Source organism: Streptomyces sp. NRRL F-5122, assembly GCF_001507435.1.
Taxonomy (GTDB): Bacteria; Actinomycetota; Actinomycetes; order Streptomycetales; family Streptomycetaceae; genus Streptomyces; species Streptomyces lannensis.
In genome coordinates, this window is record NZ_LMWH01000217.1 from 20,724 (window position 1) to 47,134 (window position 26,411).

Annotated in this window: 21 protein-coding genes and 3 pseudogenes; 16 read left to right on the forward strand and 8 right to left on the reverse strand. The window is 68.4% G+C overall.

Translation table 11 applies throughout. The features are described from left to right. Nucleotides 1–94 precede the first annotated feature (94 nt). The gene (locus tag ADL25_RS20515) at nucleotides 95–727 is read right to left on the reverse strand and encodes a DUF2461 family protein (protein WP_234380974.1); all 633 of its coding nucleotides are present in this window, start codon (nucleotides 725–727) and stop codon (nucleotides 95–97) included. Between the two features lie 426 nt (nucleotides 728–1,153). On the opposite strand from ADL25_RS20515, the pseudogene ADL25_RS52220 reads away from it, so the two are divergent. The 6 genes and pseudogenes from ADL25_RS52220 (at nucleotide 1,154) to ADL25_RS52225 (ending at nucleotide 9,493) form a co-directional block, all read left to right on the forward strand. Beyond that, a pseudogene (locus ADL25_RS52220) lies at nucleotides 1,154–3,189 on the forward strand (ABC transporter ATP-binding protein). A gap of 71 nt (nucleotides 3,190–3,260) precedes the next feature. After that, complete coding sequence (locus ADL25_RS20525; RefSeq protein WP_059129221.1) at nucleotides 3,261–4,745, forward strand: NUDIX domain-containing protein; 1,485 nt, start codon at nucleotides 3,261–3,263, stop codon at nucleotides 4,743–4,745. After that, complete coding sequence (locus tag ADL25_RS20530) at nucleotides 4,742–6,037, forward strand: protein-L-isoaspartate O-methyltransferase family protein (protein WP_079050487.1); 1,296 nt, start codon at nucleotides 4,742–4,744, stop codon at nucleotides 6,035–6,037. Before ADL25_RS20525 ends, ADL25_RS20530 begins: the two co-directional genes overlap by 4 nt. A gap of 255 nt (nucleotides 6,038–6,292) precedes the next feature. Continuing rightward, nucleotides 6,293–8,611 (forward strand): methyltransferase, FxLD system, encoded by a 2,319-nt coding sequence (gene fxlM, locus ADL25_RS20535; protein ID WP_079050488.1) that lies wholly within the window; start codon nucleotides 6,293–6,295, stop codon nucleotides 8,609–8,611. Between the two features lie 133 nt (nucleotides 8,612–8,744). Continuing rightward, entirely contained in the window at nucleotides 8,745–9,266 is a 522-nt protein-coding gene (locus ADL25_RS20540; RefSeq protein ID WP_402525409.1) for a PIG-L deacetylase family protein, read from the forward strand. 2 nt (nucleotides 9,267–9,268) lie between these two features. Further along, nucleotides 9,269–9,493: a hypothetical protein gene (locus ADL25_RS52225; RefSeq protein ID WP_402525412.1), complete on the forward strand. Its 225-nt coding sequence runs from the start codon at nucleotides 9,269–9,271 to the stop codon at nucleotides 9,491–9,493. Between the two features lie 201 nt (nucleotides 9,494–9,694). On the opposite strand, the gene ADL25_RS20545 is transcribed toward ADL25_RS52225, so the two are convergent. Next, on the reverse strand, nucleotides 9,695–11,149 hold the full coding sequence (locus ADL25_RS20545; protein WP_234380976.1) for a hypothetical protein: 1,455 nt from the start codon (nucleotides 11,147–11,149) through the stop codon (nucleotides 9,695–9,697). Between the two features lie 1,145 nt (nucleotides 11,150–12,294). Here ADL25_RS20545 and ADL25_RS46350 point away from each other — a divergent pair. Further along, nucleotides 12,295–12,768, forward strand: a complete 474-nt coding sequence (locus tag ADL25_RS46350) for a cupin domain-containing protein (protein ID WP_079050489.1) — start codon at nucleotides 12,295–12,297, stop codon at nucleotides 12,766–12,768. 202 nt (nucleotides 12,769–12,970) lie between these two features. Here the strand turns inward: ADL25_RS46350 and ADL25_RS20550 are convergent. After that, nucleotides 12,971–13,450: pseudogene (locus ADL25_RS20550) on the reverse strand (aldo/keto reductase); the annotation flags it as partial. A gap of 310 nt (nucleotides 13,451–13,760) precedes the next feature. Between ADL25_RS20550 and ADL25_RS20555 the strand changes: the two are divergent. The 3 genes from ADL25_RS20555 (at nucleotide 13,761) to ADL25_RS20565 (ending at nucleotide 17,342) form a co-directional block, all read left to right on the forward strand. Next, the gene (locus ADL25_RS20555) at nucleotides 13,761–14,276 is read left to right on the forward strand and encodes a Fur family transcriptional regulator (RefSeq protein ID WP_234380977.1); all 516 of its coding nucleotides are present in this window, start codon (nucleotides 13,761–13,763) and stop codon (nucleotides 14,274–14,276) included. 77 nt (nucleotides 14,277–14,353) lie between these two features. Next, nucleotides 14,354–16,024, forward strand: coding sequence for an ATP-binding SpoIIE family protein phosphatase (locus tag ADL25_RS20560; RefSeq protein WP_159044965.1), 1,671 nt, complete (start codon nucleotides 14,354–14,356; stop codon nucleotides 16,022–16,024). Nucleotides 16,025–16,274: 250 nt separating this feature from the next. Continuing rightward, complete coding sequence (locus ADL25_RS20565; protein ID WP_234380978.1) at nucleotides 16,275–17,342, forward strand: PP2C family protein-serine/threonine phosphatase; 1,068 nt, start codon at nucleotides 16,275–16,277, stop codon at nucleotides 17,340–17,342. Nucleotides 17,343–17,554: 212 nt separating this feature from the next. Here ADL25_RS20565 and ADL25_RS50655 read toward each other — a convergent pair whose 3' ends face one another. Continuing rightward, entirely contained in the window at nucleotides 17,555–17,935 is a 381-nt protein-coding gene (locus tag ADL25_RS50655) for a hypothetical protein (RefSeq protein ID WP_059129224.1), read from the reverse strand. Nucleotides 17,936–17,975: 40 nt separating this feature from the next. Here ADL25_RS50655 and ADL25_RS50660 point away from each other — a divergent pair, with 40 nt between their 5' ends. Then, nucleotides 17,976–18,350, forward strand: a complete 375-nt coding sequence (locus tag ADL25_RS50660; RefSeq protein WP_234380979.1) for a hypothetical protein — start codon at nucleotides 17,976–17,978, stop codon at nucleotides 18,348–18,350. A 277-nt stretch (nucleotides 18,351–18,627) separates the two neighbouring features. Further along, entirely contained in the window at nucleotides 18,628–19,104 is a 477-nt protein-coding gene (locus ADL25_RS20575) for a DUF4265 domain-containing protein (protein ID WP_234380980.1), read from the forward strand. 146 nt (nucleotides 19,105–19,250) lie between these two features. Here the strand turns inward: ADL25_RS20575 and ADL25_RS49815 are convergent, their stop codons facing one another. After that, nucleotides 19,251–19,751, reverse strand: coding sequence for a hypothetical protein (locus ADL25_RS49815; protein WP_199839189.1), 501 nt, complete (start codon nucleotides 19,749–19,751; stop codon nucleotides 19,251–19,253). Between ADL25_RS49815 and ADL25_RS46360 the strand changes: the two are divergent. Both ADL25_RS46360 and ADL25_RS50665 read left to right on the forward strand, forming a co-directional pair. Continuing rightward, nucleotides 19,656–20,113: pseudogene (locus tag ADL25_RS46360) on the forward strand (DUF2199 domain-containing protein). The gene ADL25_RS49815 and the pseudogene ADL25_RS46360 overlap by 96 nt on opposite strands. Before the next feature lie 128 nt (nucleotides 20,114–20,241). After that, entirely contained in the window at nucleotides 20,242–20,721 is a 480-nt protein-coding gene (locus ADL25_RS50665; protein WP_416070692.1) for a hypothetical protein, read from the forward strand. A 531-nt stretch (nucleotides 20,722–21,252) separates the two neighbouring features. Here ADL25_RS50665 and ADL25_RS20590 read toward each other — a convergent pair. The 3 genes from ADL25_RS20590 to ADL25_RS51575 all read right to left on the reverse strand — a co-directional run bounded on the left by ADL25_RS20590 (nucleotide 21,253) and on the right by ADL25_RS51575 (nucleotide 23,811). Then, nucleotides 21,253–21,477 (reverse strand): hypothetical protein, encoded by a 225-nt coding sequence (locus ADL25_RS20590; RefSeq protein ID WP_059129227.1) that lies wholly within the window; start codon nucleotides 21,475–21,477, stop codon nucleotides 21,253–21,255. A 784-nt stretch (nucleotides 21,478–22,261) separates the two neighbouring features. Beyond that, the gene (locus ADL25_RS20595; protein ID WP_059129228.1) at nucleotides 22,262–23,674 is read right to left on the reverse strand and encodes a M14 family zinc carboxypeptidase; all 1,413 of its coding nucleotides are present in this window, start codon (nucleotides 23,672–23,674) and stop codon (nucleotides 22,262–22,264) included. An 11-nt stretch (nucleotides 23,675–23,685) separates the two neighbouring features. Then, complete coding sequence (locus ADL25_RS51575) at nucleotides 23,686–23,811, reverse strand: hypothetical protein (protein WP_267889265.1); 126 nt, start codon at nucleotides 23,809–23,811, stop codon at nucleotides 23,686–23,688. Nucleotides 23,812–23,931: 120 nt separating this feature from the next. On the opposite strand from ADL25_RS51575, the gene ADL25_RS20600 reads away from it, so the two are divergent. Beyond that, nucleotides 23,932–25,107, forward strand: coding sequence for a HesA/MoeB/ThiF family protein (locus tag ADL25_RS20600; RefSeq protein WP_234380982.1), 1,176 nt, complete (start codon nucleotides 23,932–23,934; stop codon nucleotides 25,105–25,107). Next, a complete protein-coding gene (locus ADL25_RS20605; RefSeq protein WP_059129229.1) occupies nucleotides 25,104–26,366 on the forward strand; it encodes a hypothetical protein in 1,263 nt (420 codons plus the stop codon). The genes ADL25_RS20600 and ADL25_RS20605 overlap by 4 nt, the downstream gene beginning before the upstream one ends. The last annotated feature ends 45 nt before the right edge of the window (nucleotides 26,367–26,411 follow it).

Consider the following 26,411-nt stretch of genomic DNA (forward strand, 5'->3'; position numbering starts at 1 on the left):
AGAGGTCCCACGACGTGGCCGAAACCCGAGGAGAACCTGTCGATCTCCTGCCCCATCAGTTGCCGCACGGACAGCCCCCTCGTCGCCCGCCCTTTCAGGCGTCGCGCTTGACGTGGCGGACCAGCCACATCAGCAGGGCGTCCAGGTCGGCGGCTGCCGACAGGACCCGGTCGACCGCCTCGGGGGTGTGCAGCCACTCCTCGCAGCCGAGGAGACGGGCAGCGATCAACGAACGGTGGCGCAGCAGGTTCATACGGGAGTGGTCCGTCGGATAGCCGCGCGGGGGGCGTTTCATCACGTCCCCGGAGATGTCGTAGCCCTTCTTCTGCACGTCCTCGACGATGGAGGACAGTTCGCGGCCGCTCCCCTCGGCGGCGACAGCTTTGCGGAACATGTCCACCTGGCCGGGGTCGGGGTACCACCAGGCGCCCTGGATCCGCAGGCCGTCCAGGTCGAACCGGAGGCCGATCTCGATCTTGCGGCCGAGTCGGATCACCGCGCCCTGGTGCTGCCACCACCAGGAGTTGGTGCGGTAGTGCCAGACGGAGAAGTCCTCGTACCGGGGGTCGGTGTCCGCGACCTCGTTCAGCAGGGCGATCATCGGCTGCCGGACCAGGCGTTCGCGGTCCGCGCGGTGGCGCTCACGAGTCGCGTGGTTCGGTTCGCCCTGAAGCTGCCACAACACGTCCATGGCCTGCTCCGGCCAGCCGGTGAACTGTCCGCGCATGCGCGCAGGATACTCGCTGGGCCGGCCCCCGCACTGCGGGACGGATCACGACGAGCCGGTCGCGGAGGGCGTCACACGGATCCTCTATGGCAGGTTTTTGTGGCGCATCGCCGCTTGTCCGGCCCGAGGCATCGGCCGGGAGGGACGCAGATGGCTGTGCGTCGGCACCTGGCGTGCTGTAAGCCACGGGCGCTTCTCGCGGTCCAAGCACATGGTCGGGGCCACCCCTATCGTCCGGTCACCATCGGCGTTTCGGCCAACCCGCTCTCGCACTGCGTTCTTGCGGGACAAGGGTCCATGCATCTCGCACTCTCCAGGAGCCCTACAGCACGGGACTTTTCACACCGGCCGAAAGACATGTGTTCGAAACCAGAGCGGTGTCGTTGAACCCAGCGACACCGCCACAGCCGTTCACAGGGAGCGCCGTTGACCCACGCCGGACCACGCCGCGATGCCCCATGCGACGCGAGCACCACAGGGACCGAAGATGGAATCTCCGAAGCGGAACACGAGCTTTACGGGGGTCGGCTTCGCTACGACCAGTCCTACGTCCGTCATCAAGGCCCGCTGACCCGACTGTCGTTCGGGCATATGGCGGCCGCTCTGCCGCGCATGATGGCCATGGTGCTGCGCACCGGATGGCAGACGGATCGGCAGGCCCTGACCGGGGTCGTCGTGGCGCAGCTCGGCCAGGGAGTGACCTCCGCCTGGGGACTGATCGCGGTCAACAGCGTTCTCACGCAGCTGTTCTCGGACGGGCCGACCGCAGACAAACTACGTCAGGCGCTCCCTGCGTTGATCGTGCTGGGGCTGACCGCAGTGGCGGCGGCACTGCTTTCTGCGTGGTCGACGGCGATGTCGGGCCGGCTGGAGCCACAGGTGGAGCGGGCGGTATCCAGCCGGTACTACACGGCCGTCACCCGAGTCGAGGTGGAGGCGACCGAGCGGCCGGAGATCCAGCGGGTGCTGGAGGCAGGCAAGTTCGGCACCGACTCCGCGCGCAGCATGCTTCGGCTGTCGGTGGGCGTGGGTAACGTGCTCATCGGGATGGTGGCGGCGGCAGTCGTGCTGGCGTCACTACACTGGGCCTTGCTGCCGATGTTGCTGACGATCGCCCTTCCGAAGGGATGGGGGGCGGTTCGTTCCGCACGTCGCGACTACATCTCGCGGTTGAACTGGGTCGACCACCGGCGGGCGATCGCGTCGTTACTGGCCTACCTGACCCGGCCGCACGCCGCCGGGGAGATCCGTGTGCACGCGGCCGGAACCAAACTCCTGGACAGCTACGAGGAGATGTCGCGGCAGACCGAGGCCGAGCAGCGTCGGTTGGCCCGCGCGCAGGCGTCCACCGACCTGGTCGCCGGCGGATTCGCCGGTCTGGCGTCACTGGCCTGCTACGGGGTGTTGTGGTGGCTGCTGGCCGGCGGAGGGCTGCCGCTCGCTGTCGGAGGCACCGCGGTCATCGCGATCCGCACCTCCACCGCACGCCTGACGTCCCTTGTCCAGCAGGTGAACAGGCTGTACGAGGAACTGCTGTTCCTCACCGACACCGAGACCGCCATCGAGACGGCCGGCAAGCACGCCATTCCCACGACGGGCACCTCGCTCCCCGCAGAGGTGAACCAAGTGCGAATCGACGACGTGTCGTTCACCTATCCGGGGGCCGACGCTCCCGCGCTGAATCGAGTGAGCCTCACGGTCCGCCGGGGCGAAGTGACGGCCCTGGTGGGGCGAACGGCTCCGGCAAGACGACCTTGACCAAGGTGCTGGCCGGGCTGCTGCTGCCCACGGAGGGGCAGGTGTGGTGGGAGGACGGGAACGACGGCCGGATCGAGCTGCGAGAGGCCGACCGGACCCGTCTCTTCGCCGCGGTCGGTCTGCTTGCCCAGGACTTTCCCCGCTGGGAGATGACGGCCGCCGCGAACGTGGCTATCGGCGCCGGAGATCGCCCGCGGGACATGGGCCGCGTGCGAGAAGCCGCAGCAGACGCGAACGTACTCACCCTCGTCGAGGGGCTGCCACACGGCTGGAACTCGATCGTCTTCAAGGGCTACGAGCGCGGTGTACAGCTCTCCGGTGGCCAGTGGCAGAAGCTGGGGACCGCACGCAGCCTCTATCGGCGCGCACCGTTCCTGTTCGTCGACGAGCCGACCTCCGCGCTCGACCCGCACGCGGAAATCGCCGCATTCGAAGGGCTGTGGTCCCTGGCCGAACAAGGGCACGCCGTCGTGCTTGTCACCCACCGCCTCGCCGCGACAGCCAACGCCGACCGCATCTACGTCCTGGACCAGGGGGCCGTGGCCGAGGAGGGCACCCACGACGACCTCATGGCCCACCACGACGGCCTCTACCGCGGCATGTTCACCGCACAGGCCGCCCAGTACGGGCTTACCGCCCCTGCGGACGCACCACTGCCTCCAGCCCGGCGCTCCGCGACCTCGGTCCCGAAGGAAGCCACGTGACACATCGTCCGTAGCCGGCCCCCAGGTCGTCCTACCCCTGCGCCGGCCCCCACCGACCGAGAGGTGATGACGTGCCGCCCACCCGTTCCCACATTCGCGTGACCGTCGAGGCCTACCTGGCCCGGCATGCGCACGAGCGGAAGACCCTCACCGGGCTGCTGTCCGTCCTGGACGGCGCCGACGATCCGACCAGCCGCGCCACGCTCCCGGGTCACGTCACCTGCAGCGCGGCTGTCATCGACCGTGAGCGACGCGTCCTGCACATCGGCCACAAGGCCACCGGGCTGCTACTCGCACCGGGCGGCCACGTCGACGACGACCGGACCCTCCTGGCCGCGGCCTTACGGGAGGTGTGCGAGGAGACCGGCATACTGCCGGCCTGCCTGTGCCTGACACCGCAGTTCCTCGGCACTCCGATCGACATCGACGTCCACGCCATCGACGCCAACCCCGCGAAGGGCGAGGGCGCGCACCTGCACTTCGACTTCCGCTTCGCCTTCTACCTCGTGCCCGAGCGGCACCCGCGGCTTTCGTTGCAGGACGCGGAGGTTGCCGGTGCCCAGTGGCTTGAGTTCGCCGACGTCAGGTCCCCGTCCTTGCGCGCCAAGCTCCTCAACGCCGAAGACCGTGGCCTTGGCGGGCAGCCCGAGCCCGTCAACGCCTCCGCTCTGATCCACGACGGCCATGGCAGATACCTCCTTCACCTGCGGGATCACCGTGAAGGCGTCTGGGCTCCTGGCACGTTCGCTCTTCTCGGTGGCGGCCGCACGAGCCAGGACACCAGCCTGGAGGCGACCCTGCGGCGGGAACTGGCCGAGGAGGCGCCAGGCCTGGAGCCAACCGATCTGATGCCGTTCGCCGTGGAGGCAACAACGAGCATCGACGGTCTCGCGGTGCCCATCCAGGTCTACGCCGGCCGCTGGAGTGGTGACCCCGACTCTGTGGACCTCCGCGAAGGCGTCCTACTGAAATGGTTCACCGTTGACATGCTCGACAGGCTCCACCCGAGCCCCGGACTCGGGGAACTGATCCGCCGCCACGCGGCCGAACTCCCCGCACCGGCGGAACAGCCGGACGGTGCCCGTCCACTGCCCGGCAACGCCCCGGCGGGGACCGAGTTCCACATCGTCGGTGTCCATCTCCACCTCCAGGACGAGCGAGGCCGGTTCCTCCTCGGCCTGCGTCACCCCCGATCGACGTTCGCGCCGAGCACCTGGCACTTCCTGGCCGGCCACTGCGAGCGGGAAGCCGCGATCGCCTGTCTGGTGCGGGAGGCGAAAGAAGAGGCGGGCCTCACCATCGCGCCCGAGGACGTCCAGCTCGTACACACGGTTCACATCGTCGACTCACCCAACGCACAGCCCAGGATCGGCCTCGTCTTCCAGGCCCGGTCCTGGGCCGGCAACCCCGAAGTACTCGAGCCGGACCGGTGCGTGGAGTGGCGGTGGTGGAATCCGCAGGACCTCCCGGCCGAGGTGGTGCCGTACACCCGACAGGCGATCGACGGGATTCTCGATGGGCGCCGCTACTCCGAGATGGGCTGGGGCGAGCGATGAGCACTCTGGAGACGTGCCCCACCGCCGGAGACCAGGTACCTGGGCACTCCCCGGGCCGGGACAGCGGTGCCGCGCCGACGGGCGCGGACGCGGATCCGGCAGCCGCGCGGGCGGCGATGGTCGCCCGTCTCGAGGAGGAAGGGGCTCTGCGGCCGGGTCCGGTCCGCGACGCCCTGCTCATACTGCCCCGTGAGGTGTTGATGCCGCAGGCGTACGTGCGGCGCAGTGCCCCGGGCGAGGAGCCGCCGCGGTGGGACCTGCTGGACTGGTCGGTGCCGCAGGATCGTCCCGAATTGCTGGCGCTGCTGTACGGCGGGGCCAGCGTACTTGTCCAGCACGATGGGGAGGCGCTGCTGGGCCGGGCGCACGGGACGCGGTCGGGGGCGTCGATCACGTCGATGTCGACGGTGATGAGCTTGACCGCCGAACTGCTTGAGGAATTGGATCTGCGCTCCGGTCAGCGCGTGCTGGACGTCGGGACGGGCGCGGGGGTGACCGCCGCGGTGGCCTGCCAGATCTGCGACGACCAGGGCGTGGTCACCCTTGACCGGGACCGGCACCTCACCGACTCGGCCGCGGCCCGGCTTGCCGACCTCGGCTTCCGGCCGGAGACCGTGTGCGGGTCCGGGGACGAGGGGTGCTCCGCGCGGGCGCCGTTCGACCGCATTTTCGTGTCGTACGCGGTGGCGCGTGTGCCGGCTGCCCTCGTCGAGCAGCTTGCCTCCGGGGGCCGGCTGCTGGCGCACGTCACCAGCACCTCCCCTTCGTGGCCCGCCCTCGCCGTCGTACAGCGCACCACCGGCGGGCGGATCACGGCGGAGCTGCGGGCGGTGGATTTCGCCCACCGGGCCGGGCACGGCATGGAACGGATCCGGCTCAGCAAGGAGTTCCGGCGGCGCATCGCCACCGACCGGGGCACCTGGACCCAGCGGAGCATGCTGGCGCCGCCCGCGGACACCGACCGAGGCCTGTGGCTCGCAGTGGACCACCTCCTCGGCGGGCTGGTGCGCGACTTCGGCGCCGAACACCTGGTGATCGGCGCACCCAGGTGCGGATCGTGGCTGCGGGTCAAGCCGGTGGGGCGCGGTCGCTGGGACGTCACCACCCATGGTCCGCGCGACATCTGGAAGGAACTCCAGGACCTGGCCGACAGGTGGCGGGCGGCCGACAGCCCCAGCCGCTACCGCCTCGACTTCGAGCCGAACGGTAGCCAGCGGGCCGCATCGGCGTGCGGTCGGTTGTCCTGGCTCCTTCCCGCACCCCGCCCGCTCGACGAGGGAGCAACCAGATGACCCGTACCGACGTTTCCCTCCCCGGCCCGCCCACGGGAGAGGAGGCACTGTTGGCTGCGGCCGGCGCCGAGTGCGACCGCTACCGGTTCGACCGGCCCTGCAGCACGATCAAGATGGTCTTCCACGTCGTCCGTCTCACCGCGGCGCGGAATCGCCCTGAATCCGCGGGAACACGACGGGTCCGCGTACGGCCCCGTCGAACTGCCCTGACACCGCATCATCACCCCGCCTTTCACGAACGACGAGGAGCGATCCGTGGGCATCACCCGGACCGACTGGTCCAAGCACTACACCGGCGGGCGAGGCTTCCGGCGGCTCGGGGAGGTGGAGAAGCGCCTGCTCGTCGAGCACGCCCCGGCACCCGAAGGCGGCCGCGCCCTCGACGTCGGCTGCGGAACCGGCGAGATGGCCGCCTACCTCGCCTCGCTCGGGTACACAGTCGACGGCGTGGACTTCGCGTCGGGCGCGCTCGATCGAGCCCGCGAAGAGCAAGCCGAGGTGAAGGGAGTGCGCTGGCTGTGCCTGGACGTGGAGCACGACGACCTGACCGACCTCGCCGAGGACGGTTACGACCTGATCGTCCTGCGGCTGTCCATCGCCTTCATCCGCGATCGTGCCCGAGTCCTGCGCCGTCTGGCCGCGCGGCTGCGCGAGGGCGGGGTGCTCGTCATCATCACGCCGGTCGTGGAGCACACCGCGCCAGAGCGGCGCAACATCGCGCTGGACGAGAAGGAACTCGCCGCGATCACCGATGGCTTCGAGCACGTCGAACGGTTCGACGCGGAGGGCTTGGGGGTGCTGGCCTTGCGCGGGCCGGCTGCGTCGTTCAGCTCGAAGGAGAAGCTACGGCCCGAGCCGCAGGCCGTCCTCGGTGCCGCCACTGTGGTCACCGACGTGTCCGGCCGGGTCCTGCTGGGCCGCTCCATCCAGGGTATGTGGGAGCTGCCCGGAGGCCGCATCGAGACAGGCGAGGCCGCACCGGCAGCCGCTGTGCGGGAGTTGGCGGAGGAGACCGGGCTGACGGCGGACGAGGCGGACGCTCACGTCATCACCGTGCTCCACGACGACCGGCTGGATGTGCGCCGCATCACCGCCGTGGTCCGCGTCACCAATTGGAACGGCGAACTCGGTCTGCCCGAGCCGCACCGATTCGTGCGCTGGGAGTGGCATGACCTCAACACCCTGGACACTCTGGGGAAGATCTTCGCGCCCAGCGCCCAGGCTCTCACCGCGGTGTGGCCCGGAGTGCTGCCCCAACTGCCACCTGTCCGCTCCTACGAGTGCGTCACCGCCGCCCCACCCGTGCACGGGGAGCCTGCCGAGGCGATCCGGTTGCGCGAGCGGATGGCGGACACCGTGATCGGCAAGGGCTGGGCGCCCTCACCGCGGGTCCATGCCGCGCTGCGCGGGGTCCCCCGGCACCGGTTCGTGCCTGAGGCTCCATTGGAGACGGCCTATCACGACGACCTCGCCGTGGTGACAGTCGGGGAGTCGCCCCAGACCGCGCTCAGCTCCGTTTCCGCGGCCTGGCTGCAGGCCGACATGATCGAACAACTCCGGCTGGAGCCGGGTACGACCGTGCTGGAAGTCGGATCGGGTGGGTACAACGCCGAGCTCCTGGCGCACGTCCTCGGCGAAGGCGGCCGCGTGGTCACCGTGGACATCGACCCATACGTGGTGCACCGCACCCGGCGGCTGTGTGCGGAAGCCGGCAGCGGCCGGGTCACCGCGGTCCTCGGCGACGGCAGACACGGCGCACCACCCCATCACGTCCCGGCCGGCGGGTTCGGCGGCGTGATCATCACGCACAACGCGTACGACATCGCCCCGGCCTGGCGCGAACAAATCGCGGAGGGAGCACGGCTGGTCGTGCCGCTGGAGATCGGCGGATACACCCGCTCGCTCACCCTGGCCAGGCGTGGCGACGTGCTGCATACGGAGCACTGGACGTACTGCGGGTTCGTGCGGGACCGGGGCGCAGCCGCCCGCACAGCCCCGGCCGTCCGCTTGGCCGACGACGAAGTCACAGTGCGGTGGGAGGACGGGGAGCCTGGTGACGCCGCGGGGCTCGACAAGGCGCTGCGCGGGCCGCGGCACGAACTCACCACCGACCTCGTAACCCGAGGTGCATTCAATTTCGAGACCTTGCAGATCTACGCCGCGACGACGCTGGCAGGGTTCTGCCGCCTGGCCGCCCCGCAGGGTTCCACGCTGGTTTCGCAGCAGGACGCTGCCGCGACGGTGACGGACGGCTCCCTCGCCTACCTGACCCACCGCAAGGTCAAGGACGCCCCGCACCCGGACAACCGTCTCACCGAGTTCCTCATCCACGCCTACGGCCCGGCCGCCAACAAGCTCGCGGAACGCTTCGCCGACTGCGTGCGGACTTGGGACCGGAAGGTGCGCGAGAGCGGCTACCCATCGATGACCGTCCACCCGGCCGGCACGCCTGACGAGCAACTGCCTGCCGGTGACGTGCTCGACAAACCGTCGGCGAGGCTCGTCTTCCAGTGGCCGGGCCGTGTTCCCGGGGGTGCGCAGGGCCTGCACGCAGCAGGGGGACAGCGTGCCTGACTCGCACGGACCAATCCCCGTGCGCGGCCGCTCACCCGCCATCTGACCTCACCACAGCACCACCCTCCTCAAGAAGGGCTTCCAACCCGTGGCGACACCCACTCCCCCGCCGTCCGAGCCGGAGCCTTCCTCCATGCTCGGAGTGTTCGCCCACCCCGACGACGAGAGCCTCCTGGCCGGCGGCGTGCTCGCCCAGCACGCCGCTGCCGGTGCCCGCACGGCGGTCGTCACCACGACCTGGTCCCAAGACAGTCCGCGGGCCACCGAACTCTCCAACGCTTCGGCAGTGCTCGGCGCGGACGCGTCGCGGCTGCTCGGGTACCGCGACGCCCGCAACAAGGCGTCGGCACCCGGGCGGCCCCGATGGTGCGACGTGGACTTGGACGAGGCCGTCGCCCAAGTGGTGGCCCACATTCGGGAGTTCCGTCCTACGGTCGTAGTGACTCATGACGTGCTCGGCCAACTCACCGGACATCCGGATCATCGGCGCACCCACCAGGTGGCGCTCCTCGCGGTCGAGGCTGCCGCTCTCACCCATCTCTACGCCGAGGCCGGAGAGCCGTGGCAGACCAGCGCTCTCTACGCGACCACACATCCCCACTCCGGGATCGGCGACCTGGGACCCTCCTCCAAGGGGTCGGCAAGACGCTCCTGACTGTGCCGGACGAGTACGCGACCGCCACCGTGGACGTCACGGCCTGGCTCGATCAGAAGTGGGCCGCGATCCGCTCTCACCGCAGCCAGCTCGTGAGCCAGCGGCCACTGCCGGCGCTTCTCTCCCGGCTCGACGGCGAGCGCCGCGAACGAATCCTCCGCACCGAGTACTTCACCCAGCTCCGCATGGCGCCGGGAGCTCCCGGTCTGCGGAACTTGACGCCCTGACGTGCTCGGCGCGCTGATAGTTGCCATGAACAAGGCCGTCAGTCTGGAGCGGAACCGTCAGGTGTCCGGCTGGAACTGGTTGCACGGTTACGTATCTGACCAGCCGGCGGCGCGACCACCGACTCGAAGCTCCAGCTCGGCCCAGTGGACGAAGCACAGATCATCGAGTATCTCGACCAGGCCGGTGATCGCGCCGTGTCGTCACAGACCTGCTTGATCAACCATCTGGCGCATCGTGACCACGGAAAGCATCCGGTTCGCGGCAGCTCCTGCGGCAATGACGGAGTCGGCGGACCCGAGCAGTTCGATCAGCCGGTCGGCTGGGATGGCAGGGTTGGTCGCGGCACGACCTCGGACAGCGTCATCGCCGTCGGCCAGCAGGATCTCGAGCGTGTCGGCCGACAAACCGGGATGTGCTGCGGCGACCGCACGGTCGTGGGCTTCATCGGAACCGGCCAGGCGAGTGGCGGCATCGGCGGGGAAGTTCTTGTGGGCGAGCATGTCCCATCGGCTGTAGCTGGTCCACTGTTCGACGATCTGGGTCAACAGCCAGCCGGGGGCATTCGACTGCCGCTCGCACACGAACAGTCGAACCGCGAAGCTTTCGTCCCGGGCGAGGATCTCGACAATCTCCTCCGGTAGATCGGGCCGCATGGCCAGGGTCTTGCGGAAGATCTGATGACGGCTTCGGGCGAAGGCAAGTTGTTCTTGCTCGGACAGGTCCTCAGTGAGCAGCCAGCCGACGATGTCGCTGCTCCGGTCGTTGTAGTCGACTGGTATCGACTCGCGCAACGCCGGATCGAGGCCGCGCCGTGCGACAACAGCCGCGCGAACCTGGTTGTCCGGATCGTGCGTCAAGTCCGCGACATACTCGGCTGACAGCGTCGGGTTGGCCGCCACCGCCGCGCGAAAGTCCGGACTGGCCATGAAGCGGTCGGTCAGACCGGCGTCAAGGTCGACCACTTCGGCGATCTGCCCCAGCAGACCCCTGCCGTACTCATTGTCTGCGGCGGAGTCGAGGTCGGCAAGCATGGCGTGTGCTGCCTCTGCGGGAAGCGGACCGTCCAGGCGGAGCAGGAGCATCTGCCGGCCGAAGGCGCCGGTCACCCGCGCCAGGAGTTCTCCGATCCGATCGGTCGGGGCCGAAGGCCATTCGGCAGCAGCAATGGCCGCCGTTCGCGGGTCCGAGTCATTGAGCATCACGGCCCGCACGTCGTCTGGCAGATGACGGTTGAAGCCCAGCGCGCGGCGGACCTTCGGCTCCGTGTCGCGGGACAGTACTTCGTAGACCTCGCGCGACAGTGGGTCTGGGATTCGGCGCCCGTGCACGCCGGAGGTGGTGAAGTACTCCGCTCCTTCAGCCAGCCGACCCCGCACCCGCGGGTCAGCATCGCTTGCAAGGACGACCTGAACCGCAGCTGGGAGGTTCGGATTCGAGGCGAGACCCAACCGCACGGCCACATCAGGGTCGGAGGCAAGCGCCGCCGCAGCCTCCGCGGGGAGGTCGCGGCGCTGGGCCAGCCCAGACCGATCGATGTTCGCCGCCGTCAGACGAATCAGGACCTCCGCAGGCGCCGAGGGATTGCCGGCCAGACCACGCAGCAGCACTTCCAGGGCCGGTTGCGCGATGTCGGGAAGTTCGAAGGAAACAGGCACCATCACATGGTGCCAGTCCCGCTGCTGGAGTTGTCCTGCTCCATGGACGCCGCATGTACCTTCGGCAGCGTGATCTTCTCCGGGGCGGACTGCCGATGAACTACACAGCCGAGGCCCCGGCCGTGTGGTCCCTCCACGACGCCCTGACCTGCGACGATGCGTAGACCTGGGCAGATTCCCCCGCATCTTCCCCGATCTTCACCGATTCCCAGGCGGCGCCCTCATGTTCCCGCGCGACCATGAGGGATCATCCCTGCCGCGTCTCCCGCACAATCGGATGCCCGCAGGGTTCTGACCTGTGTCCTTCCGCCCCACCCCAACCCACGCCGGCCAGGCCTGCGCACCTGACGCCAGGTCGGCTGAAACCGGTAAGCGCACGAGGCATAGAAGCCGAGCCAGCGCCGGTTGACGGCGCCCGCAATCATCCCCAGCAGCATCCGACGTACCGGGGCCCGCGCCCTGCGCCAGGTGCGAGTAGTGCCCGAACCGCACTCGAACCGGGTCCATACAGGCCTGTGACCTGCGGCGATGCGATGGTCTCCCCGAATCTCTCCGGATTTCCATGGATCTTCACGCATTCCGTCGTGCTGCGACCTGCGCCGTGTTCCCGTGGGAACACGGCGGGAGTAGGCCCCTGACGCTCCGTCAGGACCTCCCCGCCCCGCCAGCTGGGGGCGAGAAACCTTGCACGCAGGGGCCGGCTACTTCGCGTCATGCCGCCTAGCCAGCTGTACACGCACGCCGCCGCGGCACGACGACCAATCCTGGCCGCGCTCCAAAGCCTCGCCCCCCTCATCGAGCATGAGGGCCCTCACAACCTCTGCCCCCCGCCGCATGTTTTCCCAAGCGCCAGCACCACGGAACATCCGTCGCGCCCCGTCCACAGAGCGATCCAAAACCGTCACCGCAGCAGCCAGATCGGCTACTTCCGCCCCAGCAACGCTTACACCGTCGAGCGACCATGACATCCACAAATGACCCACAACCTCACAGTCCCACCCTCAGTCACCAGTCTCCAGTGGAGGCGTGGATCGCACACGGAGAAGGCGGACCGGCAGCGGCTCTACCGGGCCCCCTCCTGCGGTTATGGATCAGGCGTGAGGGTGTGCCATAGGTGAATAAATGCGCAGATCGCTCGTTCTTTTATGCCAAACGCTCGGATCATTGGCCGATGTGGTTGTCTCGCTGATATTGGTTGCGTGCACATACTGCACGATCGCCTTGCGCGGGCACGCGCCTCCGGCGCCGTCTTCGCCCGGACGGTGGCCGAGCCGCCGTGGGGGCTGCGGCCGGCCGGCTCGATCCAGCGGTTTGTGCACACCATCGTCCGGGGCAGGGGATGGCTGGCTCGACGACCCCGCCGGCGCGGTGGAACTCGTGCCGAGCCAGGTGATGCTCGTCCGCGGCGGCCCCGATCACCACATCGGCCACGAGCCGGACGCCGGGTGCCTCAACCGGAGGACTTCCGGACCCGGCACGCCTACGACGGGGGTGCCGAGGACCCGCGGGCGACCGTCATCCTCTGTGGCGCCTACCGGTTCTCTGGCGACATCGGCAGCGGGATACCGGAGGCACTGCCGCAGGTGCTGACCTGTCAGTGGCGGTCGGCGATCCGCTGACGTGATCGCGCCGCTCTCGCACGACTGGTCACCCCTGAGCCCGGCCAACCTACCGTGCTGGACCGGCTCCTCGACGTTCTCCTGGTGCTCGCCATCTGCAACGGCTTCAGCCGCAGCCCGACCGCACCCCGCTGGTAACAGGCATCCGCGGATCCCAGGCTGAACGCCGCGCTGTAGGCCATGCACGAGAACGCCGGCCACCAAAGGCCATCGCGAGGTGGGTCATCGGCAGGCCGGCCTTCTCGGCGAGCGGGACGAGCTGTTCGACCACATCGAGCTTGCGCCCGTCGTTGAAGTGCTGCGGCATGGTGCCGGCGCCGTGGGTGTCGGTCAGCTTGCCCTTGCGGTAGTGGCCGGTGAGCAGCCCCTGGCCGAGCGGACTCCAGACCAGCGTGCCTATCCCGTAGCGCTGACAGGTAGGTAGCACCTCGCGTTCGATGCTCCGGTTGATGATCGCGTACGGCGGCTGCTCGGTGCGGAAGCGCTCCAGACCTCGCCGTTCGACAACTCACTGCGCCTCGCCGTCGTCCGAGGCCGGGAAGGTCGACGCGCCGATCGTGCAGACCTTGCCGCTGTGGACCAGATCGGACAGTGCCGACAGGGTTTCCTCCACGTCCACCGTCGGGTCGGGGTGGTGAATCTGGTACAGGTCGAGGTGATCGGTCTGCAGGCGGCGCAGAGAAACCCGGCACGCCGAGCTGGCGGCGCATCGCGGCAATGTGCACGTCCAGCACCTCCTGGTAGGGCGGGAGAGGGCGGCGATGCTAGGTAGCGGGACACTGGATTGGCTCCTTCAAAGGCAGTAAGAGATGGAAGAGTGGATTGTCCCTATTGTCTTGAATGACTCAAGACACTAGAGTAAATCGAGACAGCCGAACAGCCCATGTCGCCCGGGGCAGGACGCCTCCGAGATCACGACCTCGCGACTTTGAGCGGCTTCGAAGCCGGTGCGGAGAGGCCCTCGGGCTCGTAACTCACCCAGAAGAGGAACGATGGCCAAGTTTCGAGCAGGCTCGGGTCTTGTGCATCAGGGCACCCATCGGGCCGAGACAGCAGGCAAGGATCGAGATGTGTACGACCCCATGGCTCGAGCCGCGGCGCGCTTGCGTGAGGCGGAGCTTCGGGTGACCGTGCAGCGCATGGCGGTGCTCACCGCCATCGAGGAATTGGGCGGCCACCCCGATGCCGAGGCCGTCCGGGGTCGGGCGCAAGAGGTCACAGGCGGGCTGTCCCTGCAGGCCACCTACAACGTCTTGCGCGTTCTCACGGAGGTCGGCCTGGTCCGCTGTACGCAGATCACCGGCCAGCAGGCCCGGTACGAGGCCGAGCGGCACAACAATCATCACCACTTCGTGTGCCGGTTTTGTGGCGACATCATCGATGTGGATTGCGTTATCGGCGAGGCTCCGTGTCTTGTGGCCGACCTGCCCGAGTCCTATCGGGTGGACGAGGCTGCGGTGACCTTCTGGGGCGCGTGCCCGCGCTGCGCCCCCGCCGAGCACGGCTGATCGTTCCGCGACACGGCGCCCATCCAGCCTCGCGACGTTCAGCTTCAGAGATTGCCCCTGCGTATAGGACCATCACCGTGATTGCCCGCATCCATTCAGAACCGGAGAATTTGGCGAGCGACACTGGCACGGACATGTTCCGCACTGCCGAGAATCTCGCCGAGGCCGCAGTGCCCGAGCTGGGCGACATCGTCACCGTGGAGCTGCTGGAGCTGACTCTGCGTGGCGAGGTGCCCCCACCCGGTGCCCTTTGCGGAAGTACGCCGTTGCGGCGCGCCGCTTTCCGGTCTCGGCGGGGAGCCAGTGGGGTCCGGCCCGCGTATGCGGTCGGTGACATGATTCCGGTCCCGCCGACGACCCCCTACCGACAGACCCTTGCCCATCTGCGCCCACGTCTCATCCGCGAGCTGAACGACGACAGCCTGTGGCTCGCCCGCGATGCAGCGCGCGCACGCGTGATGCGGGAGGCGCGGGTGCACTCCCTCGTGGTGGTGCCCCTCGTTGTGCAAGGCGTTGTCCTCGGCCTGGTTGCCTTGTATCGCCGAGCCGACTCGGGTCCCTACGACGCGGGCGACCTTCAAGCGGCCGCCACGTTCGCGGAACGTGCTGCGTTGTGTATCGACCTCGTCCGCCGCCGCATCCAAGAGCGGGCCCGCGCCCGGCTCCTGCAACGGGCCCTGCTTCCTGAGGCGCTTCCATCCCTCAGCGCACTTGAGGCTGCCCGTAGTCACGTCCCGGTGGAAGGCTCCGGCGGCGAGTGGTTCGACATCATCCCTCTGTCCGGCGCGCGGGTGGCTCTGGTGGTAGGCGCAACGGAAGGGGAGGGCGCCGACACCGCGGTGGGCATGAGCCAGCTGAGAGCCATGATCCTCACGCTCGCCCTCCAAGACCTGGCGCCCGACGAAATACTCTCGTGCCTGGACGAGGTGGCGAGCCGTCTGGACCGAGAACACGAGGCTCACCTTCAGCACCCCTTCGGCCTGAAGTACGTCGGTTCCAGCTGCATATGCGTGGTCTACGACCCCGTCACCGCGCACTGCTCCCTGTCCCGGGCGGGCGATGCCGACCTCGTGGTCGTCCACCCGGACGGCACCGTCAACTCCCCCGTCCTGGCCTCCCATCCACCGCTGGGCGCCGGTGGCCAGCCCTTCGAGGCCACCGAGATCGACGTACACTCGGGCAGCATCCTGCTCTTGAACAGCGGCGGTGATGACGCCCCGCTTTGCGACGCACAGGCGACTGCAGAACGTCTCTACGAGGTGTTGAGCCGATCCGGACCAGATGCACAGGAGATCCTTGAGGCTGTCCGTTGGGACGTGTCTTGCGGACACGAGCCGGTTGTGCTGGTGACCCGCACTCGCGCGTTCGACGCCGACAACGTAGCGACCCGGAGCCTGCCGCCTGACGCCGCCGCTGTCGCCGCCGCCCGCAGGTGGACCGGCCGGCAGTTGGCGAGGTGGATGCTCAACGAACTCGCTTACACCACCGCCTTGATCGTCAGCGAACTCGTGACCAACGCCATTCGCTACTCCACGGGGCCGGTGGAACTCCGCCTGATCAATGACGACCGCACACTCATCTGCGAGGTCTCCGATACCAGCAGCGCGGCTCCCCGTCTGCGAAAGCCGGAGCGCAGCGATGAGAGCGGCCGCGGCCTGCCCATCGTGACGCAGCTCACGCAGCATCAGGGGACTCGCTACACCGCTTCCGGCAAGACCGTCTGGACTGAACAAGACCTTCCGACATGAGCCGCCATCCCGAAAGCCGCCACCCCCTTCAAGAGCACGTTGTGCGTTGGTCGCCACGGGCGTCGAAGTCGAGCCCGCCGCGGTCCGACATGTACTCGCTCCACGGACACGCGCGTGTACATCCCGTTCCCGTCCCAGGAGCCCAGGCATGAGTGCGCAGGTCAAGGAGCCCACGTCATCCCGGAGGATCCCCCTTCGGCCCCTGCGGCAGCGCATCGGCCCGAACTGGCGCCTCCGGTGGATTCGGCAAGTGGGCCAGCCGTTCGAGTGGATCCGCCTTGCCCCACTGCTGTTGATAGCGCTGACCGTGGTGGCGGATACCCTCACGCCCCACCTGCAGTTCAACCGGTTGCTGGGGGCTGCGCCGGCATTGGCCGCCGCCACGTGGCCACTGGCCGGCACGCTGGCCATCGGACTGCTCGCCTTCGTCGCCGCCATCGGGCTCGCGGCCACCTACAACCACGACCTGGGCGGGACATCCAGCCTGTTCACGATGCTGGCGATCACGGCCATCACCCTGGCCGCCGCCTACGCCAGCCGGGTACGCCAGCACCGGGAGCGCACCCTCGCCGACATCCGCACCGTAGCGGAGACCGCGCAGCAGGTGCTGCTACGTCCGCTACCGCCCCACCTCGGGCACGTCGACATCGAACTCCTCTACCAGGCCGCTGCCCCGCACGCCCAGATCGGCGGAGACTTCTACGAAGCGCGCCAGACCCAGCACGGGGTGCGGCTGATCATCGGCGACGTGCGCGGCAAAGGACTTCCAGCCGTCGAGGCCGCCTCCGTGGTGCTCAGCTCGTTCCGGGTGAACGTGCGCGACGCACCCGATCTGGCGGACCTGGCAGCCCGGCTGGAGACCAGCATGAACGAATACTGCGAGGACCTTGCCAGTGAGGACGCGATGGAGTGCTTCGTCACCACCCTGCTGGTCGAGATCCCCGCTGGGCAGTCCATCGCGCGCCTGGTCACCTGTGGGCACCCCCCTCCGCTGCTGCTGCACGACGGAGAAGTGCGCGAGGTGGAACCCAGCGCGCCGTCACCGCCCGTCAACCTGGCTGCCCTGCTCGGCGCCCAGTACCAGATCGACGTCGTCCCCTTCACCGTCGGCGATCGGCTGCTGCTCTACACCGACGGCGTCAGTGAGAGTCGCGACCTCACCGGGACCTTCTACCCCCTCAGCCAGCGCATCCGCCGATGGTCCTTGGCAACTCCCCGCCAGCTCCTCGCCCACCTCCACCATGACTTGAGCGCCTACGTCTCAGGCGCCCTCGACGACGACCTCACGGCCCTGGTCGCCCATCGTGCCGGGGCGTGACCGCGTGGAGCTGATTCACCGCGCGGACGTCAATGGGGGCTGCCGGCGGGGGCGGGAAGCGTCGGCAGCCCGGTGGAGCCCGGCCCACATCCTGACCTCGGTCCGCTCGGCGAACGCTGATGCGCCGTGGGTCCAGAAGGCCGGGTTGCCCCTGGCGGCACTCCACCAGGGGACTCAAGCCAGCCACGGGCACCGGCGCACTATCGCGGGGACTACTCGTAGCCGAGGACCTTGAAGTTCTTGCTCACGAAGATGTGGTGCGGCCAGTTGACGCTGATGTTGTGGACCTCATACTCACCATTGCTCAGCTTCACCACCCGGTCGTTGATGCCTCCGGGGACGACGGCCTGCGCGGCCTTGGTCGCCTTGTCAGCCGCCGCCCCACTGACGATCGTCCCCTCTCCCTCGGTGTAGTCCGGGATCTGACCGACCGACTTCGCCGGTGACGGCGTCCCCTGCTTGAAGGGGATCACCCCTGCCGCCTCGGCAGCCGCAACTCCGCCGTCACCCTTGGGCTGCACGATGACCCTCGTAGCCGTGATGGTCGGGCTGTCGACCGTCCCCAGGACGAGGACGCTTGCGCCCTCCTTCACGGCTCGCCCCGAGGCGCGGCGGGTCCCTTTCCTATAGGTGGTGGAGGACTCCTCGTCGACAGTCACCTTCACACCCGTTGCCGTTGACAGGGTGAAGCCCGACGTGGACGTGGTCTCGACGATGCCGGTCGCACCCCCGGCAGACGGCCCAGCCACGGGCCCGCCACCGGCGGGCCGGCTGGGCGTTACCGTCGGTGAGGCTGAGGCTGCGGCTGTGGCTGTGGAAGAAACGGACAACACGGACGACGAGGAAACCGCTGCGGCGGACGTGCCAGCAGTGGCCAGTCCGGCCAACGCACACGTCAGCCCGGCGGCCACAATCAATCCACCCTTCTTCTTCGACAGCAACCGCCGCACCCTTGAGTGGCGTGCTCGCACGGCCATGGTCGCCTGGGCTGAGCCGACCGGCGAGTGACGTGTCGGGTCATAGTCATTCATGACTGCTCCTGATCGCGTGGGCAACTGGTGGCAAGCCTGCTGGCCGTTCGTATGAGGACGCTGTAGTTGACCTGAGGACCTTCTTAGCACTCCAGCTGTAGATCGCGATCTTGCTGATGGGCGTCTGGTGACAGCGAACCTTGAGCACCTGCCATCCAAGGCTCGTCTACTGGCTCTCTCGTGACAGCGAAGATTGATCGCCCAGCTCAGGCCCGGTGCGACGTGCCTTTGGCGGGTGGCGCATGATGCCCGGCATGGAGAGCACGGTCGAGAAGATCAAGGTCTGGTTCCGGTTCGTTCCTCGCGAGGGGTGGTTCCCGCAGGACACCGAGGGTCTATGGGCTACGAGGCTCAGCGCTGACACGGCGCGCGTACAGAACGTCCCCTTTCTTCAGAATGGGGTGGCTGAGGGTGACGTTGTGCGGTTCCAGACCGACTCAGAGGGGCTTCACTGGGCCGTGGGGCGGGTCAGCGCCTCCGGCAACTGCACGATTCGCGTTGTGCCTGTGCCTTCCGGCCCGCTGGGACGTAGCCCCCAGGCAGTTCATCAGCATCTTTCGAGATTCGGGCTCGGTGGCGAGGTCTTCAGTGAAGAATTCCCGATGATGGCCTTCAACGCACCGGCCGGTGGCGACTTCCACGGAATCAAGGCGCTCCTGACCCAAGGACAAGAGGATGGGTGGTGGCACTACGAAGTCGGCAGTGCAACCGATGAGTGGTGGAACGCCTGATCTTCGCGCGCTCCGAGAAGGCCATCCTTTGGTGGGCACGCGCTCAAGGTTGGCTGACGCAAGACTGTGGGCCTGTACGGAGACGGGTGCGGCCACCGTTGATCATCATGAGTTGTGTGGACCAACGATGAGACGGTGGCCGCAGGTCACAGCATAGATCCCGCCCGATGGCGGAAGGGCCCCAGTCGTCGTTCGTCGGGAGTCGGATCAGATCGCAGGGATTTCGGTCCCGAAGCGGCGGCTCGGCGATAACGGCCTCCTAGAGAACCGAAGACAACAGTCCGTTTACGCCCTCGCAGCGTCTCCAGCGACATGTCATTGATCCTCGCTCCGCGCTTGACCTTTGTCCTCAGCATCTTGTTGACCCAGGCCCCGATGGTTGCCTTGCTGAAGTGTTCGGCAGACCGGATGTCGCAGTTGCCGAAGGTGGGGAAGATGTACATCGCCAAAGCGCGCTGCTTTTGCAGCTTGTAGCGCTTGCTCGCGGTCCGGTTCTCGAGGGACTGCCGTGCCCACCGATCGAGGCGGTATCGCAGTTCGCCCTCGTAGGAATCCGGGTCGATGTACCCCTTGCCCGGGATCCGGCCTTCGCCGGCGCCGACGACTCCATGCTCTCGTCGGACCAGTGCGTGATCCTTGGACAGCACTACTTCGTCAAGGGCTTGATCGAGATACCGGTTATCGACACCGACGACGTGTTCTCCTGGGACGTCTGGGTCTCTCTCAGCCGTGAGAACGTCTCCCGAGTGCAGATCTGTGGGACAGACTGGGCCGCGAGGCTGAGAAGCCGTATTTCGGCTGGCTCACCACCGAACTGCAGGTCTACTCGACCACGACCCTCAACCTGAAGACGCATGTCCACACCCGCCCGGTTGGTGAGCGCCCCTACGTCGAGCTCGAGCCCACCGAACATCCTCTCGCCGTCGAACAGCGCACGGGAATCACCATGGACCGCGTGCGGGAGATCGCGGAGGTCGTGCTCCACCCCAGCGGCAGCGAGCAGCTATGAGGGCCGACATCTCCACGTCGCCGATCCCGGTCGCGCCAACTGGCCTGAGCCGCCGGGCGCAGAGGTTCATCGAGGTGAACGGCATCCATGTTCCTCAGCAGAACGTCCAGCGCCACCGCGACGCCTAAATCGGGCATGGGGTCCCCGCTGCGGAAATCGAGCGGGCCGCGGACTTCCAGGACCGCTGGGGCGGCCCCCGCATCCTGGACGCCGGCTGTCCCGAGGGCTCGGCGGCAGAAGGCTGGTCGTTCCCGGCCGGGACCTGCCGGGTGTCAATGGCCCACGGATTCATGATCGGTCCCGAGGGCGCCTTCGGAATCGACGCCTATCGCTGGACACCCCTGCATGCCAGCACGGACGGATGGGTGGAATCCTTGGCGCTCGCCGACCATGCCGGTCGCTGTGCCAAGACCGTCACGAAGATCACCGGCAAGGCAGTCCAGTCCCTTGAGCTCCGCGGGTACGAGCCGGTACTCGAAGTGAAGGCAGTGACCGACACCTGGTGGCGCGGCAAGGACTCGCTCATCGCCCTCTACCGAGGCGAGGCCGTTGGCCTTGAGGCACCTCAGTGCCTCAAGGCCCATGTGTACGGTGGCCTCGACGCATGAGGTCTCCAAGGTGGTTGACTGCGCTCGCCAGCGCTCGGTGCCTCTGAGATCCGCGGTGCCGAACCACCGCCGGGGCTCACGCCCTCACCTATCAGTCGCGATCCGGCTGACGACGGCTGGCGTCAGCCGCGGATCCTCTGGTCGTGGACGGCCCGTGCGGTGTTCTCCACGGTGACATCAGTCATCAGTGCGCCGCACCCTGGCCACGCCGCAGAAGGGCCATAGCACCCCCGGAAGTACGCCGCTACAGGATGGTCCCCGAGAAGGTGCGGCAGTCCCGCGCGGCGTGCGAGGTAGCGCGGGGCTGCCAGGCCCTGCCGTCCAAGCCGGGCACTGGCACCCTATGAACTATGCCCCGGTTGTGCATGCCGAGCAGCGTGTACGAGTGAGGCCGTAGGCAGGCAACGGAATCGGGCTCGACAGCACGCCGTCTCACGTCAGCCTCTTACACGTGTGGCAATGGGCGGTACGCGACAACGCCCGTGTGCCTGCCCAGGCGGACGGGCACGCGGGCGAGACACCGGGAGCCCGCTACACCTCGGCGGCGGCGAACAGTTCGAGGTGTCCACACTTGGGACAGCGGTACGCCTCAATCTGCCGGCGGGGCCGACCCAACCGCTTGGCGCCGCCGAAGAACCCCCGTTCCAACGCGCCCTCGATCCAGCGCGCGTACCCGCGCGAATGCTCACCGGCGTCCTCGATGAAACCCTCCGCCAGACCAGCGGTGCCGCACTGCGTGCACGTGTAGTTGTTCATCCGGCGAGTTTGACGTGCTCCATGGCCTTAACGCCAGGGACTCCGGCCTGGGTCGCCTAACCCTTCCGGGGGCTTCCTGCTTCACCGCGCTGTGCGGGCACGTGTGCCCGTCTTACCGGCGCTCCACAGGCGTTTGGCGTCTCCACCCGTCCGACGGCGACGTTACGACGTCCCTCGAACAGGACGTTGCGGGCTGCATCCGTGTTTCTGATCAACTCCTGGACAGCCCACCTCGTGAAAGCGCGAGGCTAGGTGTGAGTGTTCGAGGCGCTCACGGCGCAGTTTGCGATGGCGGAAGGCCTTGCCCACCAAATGCACGGCATGTCCTTCCCCGTCGCGACGCGGACTTCCAGATGGAAACCCGCCCTCACAACGTGCCGAGCGCGTCCGTGCGGTCGGTCAAGGCAGGTCAAGGCGGCAGAGCAGCGCGTCCTGCGACTCCTCGGGCCTTTGACCGGCAGTCTCAAGCACCATGTGTTCGCTGTCGCACGGCTCGGAGTCCTGGCCGACGGCCTGCTGCCATCCGCGCAGCGGCAGGTCCATATCAACGGAACGTGAGGTCACGCGGTACCGGTGCGCCGCCCGATCCGAGCAGGCCAGTTCCACATCGATTGCCGCGGACGGCGCCCAGCCGGATGAGCGGACAGAAAAAGGGGCACCGTAGAAGACCGTCGCCGTGTCGAGCGGACCTTGACGATCGTCGGTTGCTCGTCCTGCGAGCAGCAGGGTGTGGTTCGGGTGCCGCTTCGGCCGGGTGTTCTCAGTCTTGTCCGTCCCGAGGTCTTCAGCCTTGGCCGAGGGCCTTCAGCGCGCACTCCGCCGCTGCCACTGCCGTACGGGTCTGATGGGCCACCTGGGCGCCGACGGGGACGGGATGTGTGCGCAGGGCGGTCTCGAAATCTGCGCTCCAGGTGGTGAAGAGGTCGCTCAGTTCGTCGTGGAGCGCAGGGACGGCGGTGTTGGCCGACGCTTCGAGCAGGCGCAGCAGTAGGCCCGCTGCCCTCAGGGGTTGGCGGCGGGCCACGATGTCCAATGCGGTGACCTGGGCCGTTGTCAGGTGGCGGGGGTCCTCGGGGGTGTTCGCGGCGGCGACCTGCTGCGCCAGCGGTTGCCAAGAGGTGGCGACCAGGTCGTAGAGACCGGCGGCCATCCACTCCAGTACGCGGCGGAGGGGGTCGGTCTCGGGTGGGGGCAGGAAGCCGCGGGCCTTGTCGAGGACCGCGGTGACCTGTCGGCCGCCGTCGCGCACCAGGTCGGCCAGGTCGCTCAGGAGGCGGACGGCCTCCGGTTCCGGGGTGGTGTCCGCAACCATGGGGGTGGCCCATATGGGGACTTCGATGATGGCGGTGACGCCGCCATAGTGCTGGGGTGCGCACCAGGTGGAGCGGGCGATGTCCTCCGACCCGGCCGCCAGGCGGGCCGCGCTGTCCCCCGCGGGCAGGACGTAGATCGCGGGGCTGGGGTTCTCCCAGTACAGCGCGTCGTAGGTGCCCTGCTGGAGGGGGATGCCGAGCGCGTCGGCGGACTCGCGGAAGGGTACGGCCAGATCGGGGAGGTCGCGGGTCAACTGGATCCAGCTTCCCCCCACATCAGTGCTGTGCAGGGAACACTGGACGAACGGGCGCAGTTCGTCGATCACGCGGAGGAGGGCGAGGGTCTCCGGGATCGGGTGGGCTGCGACGGGGGCCCATTCGGGTTGCTCGGCGGCCATGGGGCGGTAGGCCGTGCGGTAGTAACTTGAAAGACTGGCGGGCCTCTTGGCGGAGGTCGGGCCGAGGCCTGGGCCGAATCCGGGTTCGGCACCGTTTCCGAGGCCGGGTACGGACACGGGATCGAAGCCGCGTCCGAGAACAAGGCCGGCGTCGGCTCCCGCCTCCGCGAGGGCGGCGCCGTCCGGGTCAAGGCACAGGACGATGTTCCAGGTGACGAGGGACGGATCGGTTGCAGGGGACTGCCGGTCGCCTCGTGCCGCCAACTCCGCCAGCGCGAGGGCTGTGCCGCCCGCCGCCCGCTCGTCCGGGTGCGGTCCGGCGACCACCAGGGCGTCGTGAGGGCCGTGTCCGGCGGACAGCATCAGAAGCGGGCGGCCCTCACGGGACGTCCCGATCCGGCGCAGTCGGGCGGTTCCGGGGAACCGCGAAACCAACTTCCGCGCCGAATCGGTGACTTCCGCGACCGTGAAATAACGGTCGTTCAATGCGTGTCCGATCAGGAGCCGCCGTTACCGCCGCTCTCGCCGGTGGTCTCCTTCTTGTCCAGCGGCCGGATCTCGATCTTGCTCTTCGCCATGTCGTGTCCCTCCGTGAGGCCGGTCGGTGTGCGCCGGGTCCGCATGGGCGCACAGGGTCGACGTGCTCTTGCCAGAGTTCGCGCCAGCCGTCACCGTTGTCAATCGCTGTTGCCTCTGAAGAAGCCGGTGTTGACGAGATTGGCGTGAAGATGACGGTGCGAGTGATGCGACGGCCCCGGATCAAGCCGGAGCACCGGCCCTACCGCACGGTGGACGGTCACATCAGGATCGGAAGCGTCGTCTACGGCATCGGTTCCGAGGTCACGGACCCCGACGGGTGGGTATGGACCCTGGTCGAGGCGATGGACGGCACGCGGGACCCATCGGAGATCGTCGACGAAGTCTTGTTACTAAACGCCGAGTTGGAAGTGTCTGTCGCGGACATCCGCCAGGCGATGGCCGATCTGACCGAGGCAGGGTTCGTGGAGGACGCCGGCGCCGCGCCGCCGACCGAGCTGTCCGCGCCGGAACGGGAGCGGTACAGCAGAGGAATGACGCTGCTCCGCTGGATGGACCTGCGGCCGAGGAAGAGCTCCTGGGAGCCGCAGGCTCGGCTGCGTCGCGCCCGCGTCCTGCTGATCGGCGTCGGCGGCACCGGCGGAGCCGCGGCCCGGGACCTCGTCGCCTCTGGCATCGGCGCACTGCACTGCGTGGACCCGGACGTCGTCGAGCTCTCCAATCTCAACCGGCAGACCCTGTACGGCGAGCGCGACCTCGGAACGCCCAAGATCGACGCCGCACTTGGGGCGCTGCGCAGACTCAACTCGACGGTCACGGTCACCGGTGAGCGTCGCGAAGTGCGCGGGCCGAGGGACCTGGCAGGGCTGCTGTCGGGCGAGGTGGACGGTGACGGGATGCCGTCCGGGGGCGTGTACGACCTGCTCCTGCTCGCCGCCGACCGGCCCGCCGTCATCCGCAGGTGGGCCAATGAGGTCTGTCTGGACGCCGGAATGCCGTGGGCGGAGGCCGGTTACCGGGGTCCGCTGGTGAGCGTCGGGGTCTTCGCACCGGGCCGGGGCGCGTGCTGGGAGTGCCTGCGCATCACGGAGGCCGAGCGGCGGGATCTGCGACTCGGACCCGGTCAGGACGAGGACGCGGCGTCGCCCCGTATGCCCTGGAACCCGGTCAACGCCGTGACGGCGGGCCTGTCGGGCGGCCTGCTGGCACACGCGGCCATCGCGCTGCTGTGCGGCATCCCGCCAACCGACCCCGGTTACCGGTTCGGCCTCAACCTCATGGTCCCCGGTGATCCGATCATGCAACGCTCGGATCCACGTCCCGACTGCCCCGCATGCGGTACGAAGTCCAGTGCCGACTCGCCTGTCGTGAAACCCTCGTGAGCGATGCGGTGGCTGACGACGCTCCCCTCGTCGAGCCGTCGGCGCGCGTGGTGTTGCACGACCTCGCGGTGCGGCGGGACCGGGACGAGTGGATCGTCGGCCGGATGGCGACTCAGACCTTCGTCGCGCTTCCGGACGTCGGGGTGCGAGCCGTCGAACTGCTCGGTGCGGGGCTGAGCGTAGGCCGTACGGCACGGACCTTGCACGAGGAGACCGGTGAGGACTTCGAGATCGCGGACTTCGTCGGGGACCTGGCCGCGCTGGGGTTCGTAGCGCGGATCGGGGACCGTGCGCTTGCGGACAGTGCGCCACCGCGCCCTTCGCTGCCGTGGCTCCGCCCGCGACACGTCCGCTTCACCCTGCACCCGGCGCTCGCCCTCACCGTCGTGACGCTGCTTGCCGCCGCCGTGGTGGTCCTTATCCGACGTCCCGAACTACTGCCGAACTACCGGGATTTGCTGTGGAGTCCGCACGGAAGCCTGGTGCTGCTGAGCGGGGCCGCAGCCGGGTGGGCGCTCGTGCTGGCCCACGAGCTGGCGCACTTGGCGACCGCGCGTGCGGCGGGTGTGCCGGGGCGCATCCGGCTGGGCACGCGGCTTCAGTTCCTTGTGATGCAGACCGACATCAGCGGCATCGAACTCGCCTCCCGACCCCACCGGTTGACTGCCTACCTGGCCGGGATCGCCCTGAATCTGTCGGTCGCCTCGACCGTCGTCCTGCTCCTCACCGCGACAGCCCCCGATACGACAGCTCACCGACTGCTTGCCGCCGCTCTGCTGCTGGCGCTGATGCCGCTGCCCTTCCAGCTCATGGTGTTCACCCGCACGGACCTCTACTTCGTCCTGCAGGACCTCACCGGCTGCCGGAATCTCTACAGCGACGGACGCACCTACGCGCGGTACGTGGTCCGAAGGGTCACCCGAGCACTCCCTTCCGACGGGACCGGGGACGGTGATCCCAGCCGCCGGCTGCCCGGGCACGAGCGCCGGGCCGTCCGTATCTACAGCGTCGTCCTCGTGATCGGCACCGTGCTCTGCCTGGCGTTCATGGCCGCCGTCACCCTCCCCGCCGACCTCACTCTCCTGGCCCACGCGGTAAGGGGACTCGGGCCGGGACACGGTCTCGCGGTCCGGGCGGACTCGGTGGCCGTCCTGGTCACGCTGGGCGGGGTGAACGTCCTGTGGGTGGTGACGTGGTGGCGCAACCGAAGGGTTCGCAGGGGTGGTTCGGGCAACGCCCGGGGCGGTTCTCGGCGGTGAGCAGAGGTCTTCCCCTGCAGGGCCGGACGCTTGCCGCCGGGACGC